The organism is Saccharopolyspora spinosa NRRL 18395 (assembly GCF_000194155.1).
Classification (GTDB): domain Bacteria; phylum Actinomycetota; class Actinomycetes; order Mycobacteriales; family Pseudonocardiaceae; genus Saccharopolyspora; species Saccharopolyspora spinosa.
Window position 1 is genome coordinate 264753 of record NZ_GL877883.1, and the last position, 6028, is coordinate 270780.

The window sequence follows — 6028 nt, forward strand, 5'->3', positions numbered from 1 at the left end:
TACCACTCCTCGAAGGGGATACTTTCGGTCGATGGCGAGACCGCGAGCGCACGACGAAGCCCTCCGCACCCGCCTGCTGGACCGGGCCGGGGAGCTGCTCTCCGCGCACGGCCCGGAAGGGCTCAGCCTGCGCCGGCTCGCCGCGGACGTGGGCACCTCGACCACCGCGGTGTACTCCCTGTTCGGCGGCAAGCCGGGGCTGGTCCGCGAGCTGTACGTCGAGGGGTTCCGGCGGTTGTCCGACCGGATGGAGCGGGTGGCTCGGACCGGCGACTCGGAGCACGACCTGACCGCGCTGGGCCACGCCTACCGGAACAGCGCGCTGGCCAACCCGCACTTCTACTCGATCATGTTCGGCCGCGCGGTGCCCGACTTCACCCCCGACGAGCAGGCGTGGGAGCAGGCGCTGCGCAGCATCCAGCCGCTGCGGGACGCCATCGGCAAGGGCATCGAGGACGGGGACCTGATCGACGCCGACCCGGCCGAGGTCGTCTTCGCTGCCTGGGCCCTGGTGCACGGCCTGGTCTCGCTGGAGCTGAGCGGTTCGGCGCCCACCGAAGACGAGCGCAGCGCCCGCTACGAACGGGCACTGCGCAATGGTTTCGCCGGTTGGAGGCGCTGCCCCCGAAGCGACGGGGGAGGTTCCTCCGGGGCTAGCGCGTCGTGAGCATCCAGGCCTGTTCAACGACCACGAGCACCCACGACCGCTTCCGGGTCGTGCCGGTTCTCCGCCCGGTGCGGGGGCGTTCTGGGTGCCGCCCGCCCGCACCACCACGCGGCACGCCCCGAAACGTCCTCAGCTGAGCGCGTTGTGGATGGCGGTCATGAGTTCACCCTCGGGGGTGTCGCCGTCCATCGACCAGACCATCGCGCCGCCGAGGCCCTGCTGCTTGAGGTACTCGACCTTGCGGGTGATCTCGGCCGCGTCGTCGAAGGTCCAGAACGTGGTTCCGTCGTAGAGCCAGGCGAAACCGGCCTTCTCGTGGCGGTGCAGGGTGAACGAGCCGGCCTTGGCCTTGAGCACCTCGTAGTCCTCGATGCCGGCTTCATAGGTGGCCGGGGCGGGGCCCGTCGAGCTCTGGAACAGGCCGTCGTTCTGGTTCGGCACCCCGGTCCAGCCGCGACCGTAGAACGGCACGCCGAGCACCATCTTGTCGTTCGGCGCCCCGGCTGCGCGCCAGGCCTTGATCGTCTGGTCGATGCTCCACTTCTCCGGCGACGGGTCGCCATCGGGGCTGAAGATCGCCGACTGGTGGTTGGTCGTCGGGTCGTAGGCGCCATGCAGGTCGTAGCCCTGGATCGTGCCGAAGGTGAGCAGGTCGAAGACCTTCGGGACCTCGTAGCCAGCCTCGATCTTCTTCGGGTCGGCGGGCAGGAACGCGCTGATGTCGTAGGTCTTGCCGAGCTCCTGGCCGACGGCGTCGAGCTGGGTGCGCCACTCCTGCAGCAGCGCGGTGTAGTTCTGCTTGTCCGCCGGATCGACGACATTGCCGGGGCCGCCCTCGGAGGCCGGCCACTCCCAGTCGAGGTCGACGCCGTCGAAGACGCCCGCGGCGACGCGGTCCCCGCCCTGCGGTTCGCCGATCTTCGGCAGGTTGCCGCGGATCCACATGTCGATGCAGGACTTGACGTGGGCGGCGCGGGATTCGGGGGTCGCCGCGGCCGCGTGGAAGTTCTTCGACCAGGTCCAGCCGCCGAAGGAGATGTAGACCTTCAGGCCGGGGTGCTTCGCCTTGAGCTGCTTGAGCTGGTTGAGGTTGCCCGCCAGCGGCTGGTCGTAGGCGTCGGCCGTGCCGTTGACGGTCTGCTCGGCGGTGAAGCGGCGCTGGTAGTCGGCCCAGGCGTCGCCTTCGCCGGCCTGGTTGACCTGGAAGCACTTGCCCCCGGCGTCGAGGTTGCCGAAGGCGTAGTTGAGGTGGGTCAACTGCCCGGCGGCACCGGAGGTGTCGAGGTTCTTGACGAAGTAGTTGCGGTCGTAGATCGACCACTGGGTGAAGTACCCGACCTTGCGGGCGGCGGCCTGCGGCTGGGGGTCAGCCCGGGGGTCGGCGGCCCCGGCCGGGGCGGCCAGCGCGGGCAGCCCCAGCGCGAGGATCGAGGCGAGCAACACCGGTAAGCGGAACGGGAAGCGACGTCTTGCGGACATGGCGATCCTGCGTCATTGGGGGATCGCTCGATGTGGTTTAGACCATATTCGGATTAGGTCTAGACCAGATAGCGCCCGTTCGGCCGCAAGTCGCTACTGCGGACGGCTCACGGCAGCACCCTCGACGAGCACCCCGCGAATCCCGGAAATCCCAGGTAGGACCGGCCGCGACACGACGTGCCGGGGCGTCTCCGGACTTCCAGCCCCAGGAAAAATCGGGAAATTCCCGCTGCGGCGCGGCAAAGGCGTTCCCGACTTCGGGCGAAATCGGGAACGCTCAACCACCGCGCGATCTTGGAGTCGTCAGACCGCGCCGTACTCGCGGTCACCCGCGTCACCAAGGCCCGGGACGATGTAACCCGACTCGTTGAGCCGCTCGTCGATGCTCGCGGTCACCACCCGCACCGGCAGCCCGGACTCCTCCAACCGGCGCACGCCCTCCGGGGCGGCCAGCGTGCAGATAGCGGTGACGTCGGTGGCGCCGCGGTCGGCCAGCAGGCTGATCGTGTGCACCATCGAGCCGCCGGTGGCCAGCATCGGGTCCAGCACGAGCACCGGGCGCCCGGCGAGGTCGGCGGGTAGCGACTCCAAGTACGGCGTGGGCTGCAGGGTCGTCTCATCCCTAGCCAAGCCGACGAAGCCCATCTGGGCCTCCGGGATCAGCCGGTGCGCCTGGTCAGCCATGCCGAGACCGGCCCGCAGCACCGGCACCAGCAGCGGCGGGTTCGCCAGCCGGTAGCCGTTGGTGCGCGCCACTGGCGTGTGGATGGGCTCCACCGCGACCTCGGCGCCCCGCGTCGCCTCGTAGATGAGCATCAGCGTCAGCTCTTGCAATGCGGCGCGGAACGCGGCGCTGTTGGTGCGCGCATCGCGCATTGTGGACAGCCTTGCTTTCACCAGGGGGTGGTCCACGACCCGTACATCCATGACCGACAACAGTAACCGCCAACCCCCGGGCGACACGTTGCCGCTGCTCAACAACGTGGCCACGGTCGCACCCGACCGCAGCCGGGCGTCAACCCGCCGTCGCCATCAGCAATTTCCATTGAAATCGAAGGTCCGATATTTCAATGGAAATTGCGGGTTGTCCACAGTCGCCGGTGCGTCGTGGCCCGACACGCCGGAGGCAGTGGACTACTTCTTCGATTTCGATGGAAATCGGCGGTCCGATTTCCATCGAAACTGCGCCGGAACCTGGCGGGACGTTAGCGCGGAGTGGCGGCGATGCCTTGGACGAGGATGTCGAGGCCAAACTCGAAGCGCTCTTCCTCGTCACCGGACATCAGCGCCGGGAGCATCGAGACCATCGTCGGGAACCGGTCCGCCGGCAGATCCGAGAAGTACTGCTGGACCATTTCCATCCGTTCGATCCGCTCCGCATCGCTGAGGCCGAAGTCCGCGCTGCGTTCCATAGCGACCGCCGTGCCGAACAGGGCGAGGATGTCGACGGCGAACGCCACCACACGGTCGGACAGTCCGGCCGAGCGCAGGACAGCCATCATCGCCTCGGACACGACGAGCGCGTTCGGCCCGGTCGGCGCCGGGGTGCGCATCACGACCTGGGCGATGCCGGGGTGCGCCGTGAGCACCTCCACCTGCTGGCAGATCAGGTCCTTGATCTGCTCCTGCCACTTCTCCGGGTCGGGCTGCGGTACTTCGATCTCGCCTATCACCAGGTCGAGCATCAGCTCGTGCAGCTCGTCCTTGTTGCGCACGTAGGCGTACAGCGAGGCCGCGCCGGTGCCCAGCCGCTGCGCGACCTTGCGCATGCTGACGGCGTCCAGGCCTTCGCTGTCGAGCAGTTCGAGCGCGGTGCGCACGATCAGCTCCAGGCTCAAGGGCTGCTTCGCCGGCCGCTCGCGCGCGGCGCGCTGCTGCCAGGGCGGGACTGGCACGGACATCGCTCTCCACTTCCTCGATCGGTGCTGCGAACACCGTACTTGACACGAACACCGCTCGCTAGTAGAACGGTGTTCGCAACACGAACACCGTTCGAGAAGAGGGGTCACCGATGTCCGAACGAACTCCAGTCCTGATCGTCGGCGCCGGACTGGCCGGCCTGTCGACCGCCGTTTTCCTCGGCCTGCACGGCACGCCGTCGCTGGTGGTGGAGCGTCACGAGAGCACCTCCACCCACCCGAAGGCGCGCGGCCAGCAGCACCACGCGATGGAGGCGCTGCGCCTCGCCGGGCTTGAAGCCGCCATGATCGGCGCGTCGCCGAAGAGCCAGGGATTCCTGCTCCTGCTGCGCATCGCGGAAAGCGCGAGCGGCCCGGTGTTCCGCGAGATCCTGCACGACACCTTCGCACCGCTCGACCACCTGACGCCCGCAGGAGCAGCCGACGCCAGCCAGGCCAGCGCGGAACGCATCCTGGCCGAGCGCGCCCGCGAGCTGGGCGCCGAAATCCGCTTCGCCACCAAGCTGGAATCGTTCGAGCAGGACGAGAACGGCGTTCGCGCAGTGCTTTCCGACGCCGCCGGAACCCGCGCGGTGCACGCCGACTACCTCGTCGCCGCCGACGGCCACCGCAGCCCGATCCGCGAACAGCTCGGCATCGGCACCCACGGCCGCGGCACCCTCGGGCACTCGATCCACTGGCTGGTGCGCGCCGACCTGTCGGCCGTCGTCGACGACCGCCAGGTCATGTACTACCTGCAGAACCCGAAGCTCTCCGGCGGCACCGGCGTGCTGGCCAGCACCGACCACCCCGACCAGTTCGTGGTCGGCGTCGGCTACGACCCGGAGCGCGAGGACCTGGCGGACTTCACCGAGGAGCGCAGTCTGGAGCAGATCCGGCTGGTCACCGGCGTGCCCGAGCTGGACGTCGAGATCCTGATGACGGACACCACGGTGGCGACCATGCGGGTGGCCGACCGGTTCAGCGCCGGGCGGGTGCACCTGGTCGGCGACGCCGCGCACACCATGCCGCCGCAGGGCGGGATGGGCGGCAACACCGCGCTGATGGACGGCTTCTACCTGGCGTGGAAGCTCGCCGCGGTGCTCCGGGGCGAGGCCGGGCCGGGACTGCTCGACAGCCACGACGCGGAGCGGCGGCCGGTCGGCGAGCTGATCGCGGAGAACCAGTACCGGAACGCCATCGTGCGCAACCGGCCCGACCTGGCCCGAGAAGGAGACGCGCCGCCGATCGAAGACCCGGCAGTGCTGCTGTTCGGCTACCGGCACAATGGCGCGGTCGTCCGGGAGCCCGGCGACGAGGGCGAACTCCTGGAGGACGCGACCCGGCCGACGGGCCGCCCGGGCTCGCGCGCCCCCCACTTACGACTGTCCACACCAGACGGAGTGCTGTCCACAATCGACCTTTTCGGCAGGAGTTTCGTGCTGTTGGCCGGAACCGACGCATGGGCCAAGGCCACCGATGAGGTCGCGGCCACCCTGGAGGTCCGGCTGAAGCCGCAACTGATCGGTGGTGAAGTCACCGGCGACTGGACCGGGCCGTACGGGGTCGATGCGGACGGGGCCGTGCTGGTTCGACCGGACCGCTTCATCGCCTGGCGCAGCCAGGGGCCCGGCACCGCCGCCGACCTGGAGAAAGCCCTCCGCGCGGTCCTCGACCGCTGAAAGCCGCGGGTGCGGCGTGCAGTTTCAATTGAAACGGGTGTGGCTCTTTTGAGGTGAGGTCATGCTGCCTGGGGGATGGCGTTGTGGGTGGGGAAAGGGGCTCCTTCTGGTTACGTTGTGGGTGTCTGACGTCCATCAACGTAAAGAAGGAGCCCTGTGGCAGGGTACGCGAACCACGATGTCGCCGGAGCGTTCGAATCCTCTCGGGCGGTGTTCGAGTCGATCATCACGGAGCTCGGCGCCGCTGACTGTGGCATCACGCATGGCGAGCTGGAAGAGCTGCTGACCGAGCGGTCCCGGCC

5 protein-coding genes are annotated in these 6028 nt (G+C 68.8%); 2 read left to right on the forward strand and 3 right to left on the reverse strand.

Annotation, left to right across the window (positions count from 1 at the left end):
• Positions 1-31 precede the first annotated feature (31 nt).
• Positions 32-667: a TetR/AcrR family transcriptional regulator gene (locus SSPN_RS0139295; protein WP_010315793.1), complete on the forward strand. Its 636-nt coding sequence runs from the start codon at positions 32-34 to the stop codon at positions 665-667.
• A gap of 129 nt (positions 668-796) precedes the next feature.
• Here the strand turns inward: SSPN_RS0139295 and SSPN_RS0139300 are convergent, their stop codons facing one another.
• From SSPN_RS0139300 to SSPN_RS0139310, 3 genes are all read right to left on the reverse strand, one after another.
• The gene (locus tag SSPN_RS0139300) at positions 797-2146 is read right to left on the reverse strand and encodes a glycoside hydrolase family 18 protein (protein ID WP_029536174.1); all 1350 of its coding nucleotides are present in this window, start codon (positions 2144-2146) and stop codon (positions 797-799) included.
• A 303-nt stretch (positions 2147-2449) separates the two neighbouring features.
• On the reverse strand, positions 2450-3073 hold the full coding sequence (gene upp, locus SSPN_RS0139305) for a uracil phosphoribosyltransferase (protein WP_010315797.1): 624 nt from the start codon (positions 3071-3073) through the stop codon (positions 2450-2452).
• Positions 3074-3351: 278 nt separating this feature from the next.
• Entirely contained in the window at positions 3352-4047 is a 696-nt protein-coding gene (locus SSPN_RS0139310) for a TetR/AcrR family transcriptional regulator (RefSeq protein ID WP_010315799.1), read from the reverse strand.
• Positions 4048-4157: 110 nt separating this feature from the next.
• Here SSPN_RS0139310 and SSPN_RS0139315 point away from each other — a divergent pair, with 110 nt between their 5' ends.
• A complete protein-coding gene (locus tag SSPN_RS0139315) occupies positions 4158-5726 on the forward strand; it encodes an FAD-dependent monooxygenase (protein WP_010315802.1) in 1569 nt (522 codons plus the stop codon).
• Positions 5727-6028 lie beyond the last annotated feature (302 nt).

Excerpts from the sequence above, each read along its gene's own strand:
- upp (WP_010315797.1), bottom strand. The coding sequence starts at position 3,073 with ATGGATGTACGGGTCGTGGACCACCCCCTGGTGAAAGCAAGGCTGTCC.
- SSPN_RS0139310 (WP_010315799.1), bottom strand. The coding sequence starts at position 4,047 with ATGTCCGTGCCAGTCCCGCCCTGGCAGCAGCGCGCCGCGCGCGAGCGG.
- SSPN_RS0139315 (WP_010315802.1), top strand. The coding sequence starts at position 4,158 with ATGTCCGAACGAACTCCAGTCCTGATCGTCGGCGCCGGACTGGCCGGC.
- SSPN_RS0139300 (WP_029536174.1), bottom strand. The coding sequence starts at position 2,146 with ATGTCCGCAAGACGTCGCTTCCCGTTCCGCTTACCGGTGTTGCTCGCC.
- SSPN_RS0139295 (WP_010315793.1), top strand. The coding sequence starts at position 32 with ATGGCGAGACCGCGAGCGCACGACGAAGCCCTCCGCACCCGCCTGCTG.